At 31.8% G+C, this 1,376-nt stretch carries 1 protein-coding gene and 2 pseudogenes; 1 reads left to right on the top strand and 2 read right to left on the bottom strand.

Annotated features, from left to right (window positions below; genetic code table 11):
• Positions 1-142 precede the first annotated feature (142 nt).
• Together BG20_RS04995 and BG20_RS04990 are read right to left on the bottom strand one after the other, a co-directional pair.
• Entirely contained in the window at positions 143-355 is a 213-nt protein-coding gene (locus BG20_RS04995) for a hypothetical protein (RefSeq protein ID WP_010191731.1), read from the bottom strand.
• Positions 356-401: 46 nt separating this feature from the next.
• Positions 402-826 (bottom strand): annotated as a pseudogene (locus BG20_RS04990) (bifunctional nuclease family protein).
• A 131-nt stretch (positions 827-957) separates the two neighbouring features.
• On the opposite strand from BG20_RS04990, the pseudogene BG20_RS04985 reads away from it, so the two are divergent.
• Positions 958-1,376, top strand: a pseudogene (locus BG20_RS04985) (CBS domain-containing protein); the annotation flags it as partial.

Raw genomic sequence — 1,376 nt, 5'->3', positions numbered from 1 at the left:
AGATAAAGAGGAATTTGAAAAAGTTCAGGAAAAAATTAAAAAATATGAATCAGAGGTAATAAAGATCAAAAACATGTTTCCTAAAAATTTTTTTGATGTTTACTTGGCAGAAAAATAAATTAAAAATTTTAAAGAATTTGACTTAATTGTGCTCATGACCGCAACCACAGTTTGCATCATGTTCTTTGAATGACATTAATTTATCAACTAGATCATCACGTATTTTTAATAAATCGGCGATTTGTTGTTTTAAATTACCAGAATCCCAGTTATTTTGATGAAGTGTTCTAACACAATCAATTATCTCTAAATCAACGTTAAGCAGATTATCCATCAAATGTTCTTCCTGGGTCATAACTCACAGAAGATCACATTGTAAAAAAACCATTCTAAAGCAAAAATTATGCTTCCATGTGTTCTTTCAGTAGATTTTTTCGAACTAAAATTGGAATGTTATACAATGCACCAAGAGCCATAGCATCAGATGCACGATAATTTCTTAGAACGATGTCCTTTTTCCCAGTAAAATACAAGTTTGCACGCAGCACCTCACCACTTTCATAAATTTTGACCTTTACTAAGATCAATTCATTTTCTTCACATATTTCTTCCATCATTTTGTAGATAGATGGGACTGAATCACTTTCACTGTCAACAAAGCTAGAGATATGTCTAGCTACCTCCCCCGAAAATGCACGCATGTGAAATTCTTTTCCATCATCGCCTTTTAGTACCAGCATGCCTTCAACTGCGTAAGGATCCACAAATCCGACATAATCAATTTTTACGATTCATAATCAGGTTCTTGAGCTTGATCAATCTTCATTCTAACTACAAGTTCCTCTTTAATGCTTATAAAGATACTAAACTAAATAATGTAAATTTATGTTTATTTTTTATATCGATCTAATAATCATAAAACCAAATTATTTAACGTCAATAACTAATTGAAGCTTGATGTCATCAGACTCCGAACGTTCAGTATCATATGTTCTATCAAAACATATTGGTGCATACATGAGCAAAGACTTCCTCCTACTAAATCAAAATACATTGATCAGAGGAGCAGCCAAGATGCTTCAAGATTCTGATAGAGATGACATCATTGTCATAGATGAGAATAATTTACCAATAGGAATAGTCACAGATGAAGACATCATAAATAAAATGAGTGAGATCACTACACGTGTAGAAACTGCAACTCTAAAAGACATAATGTCAGCCCCTTTAATCACAATAAATGAAAAAACAACGTTACAAGAAGCACTCCACAAAATGAGAGATAGTAAAATTAGAAAACTTCCAGTATTATCTAAAAAAAAGGAAGTAGGTCGGAATTATTTTCCAGAGAACTATTGCAAATGTAATAAGAGATG

Origin of the sequence: Candidatus Nitrosarchaeum limnium BG20, from assembly GCF_000241145.1 — an archaeon.
Taxonomy (GTDB): domain Archaea; phylum Thermoproteota; class Nitrososphaeria; order Nitrososphaerales; family Nitrosopumilaceae; genus Nitrosarchaeum; species Nitrosarchaeum limnae.
This window is presented reverse-complemented; position numbering and strand designations above follow the sequence as displayed.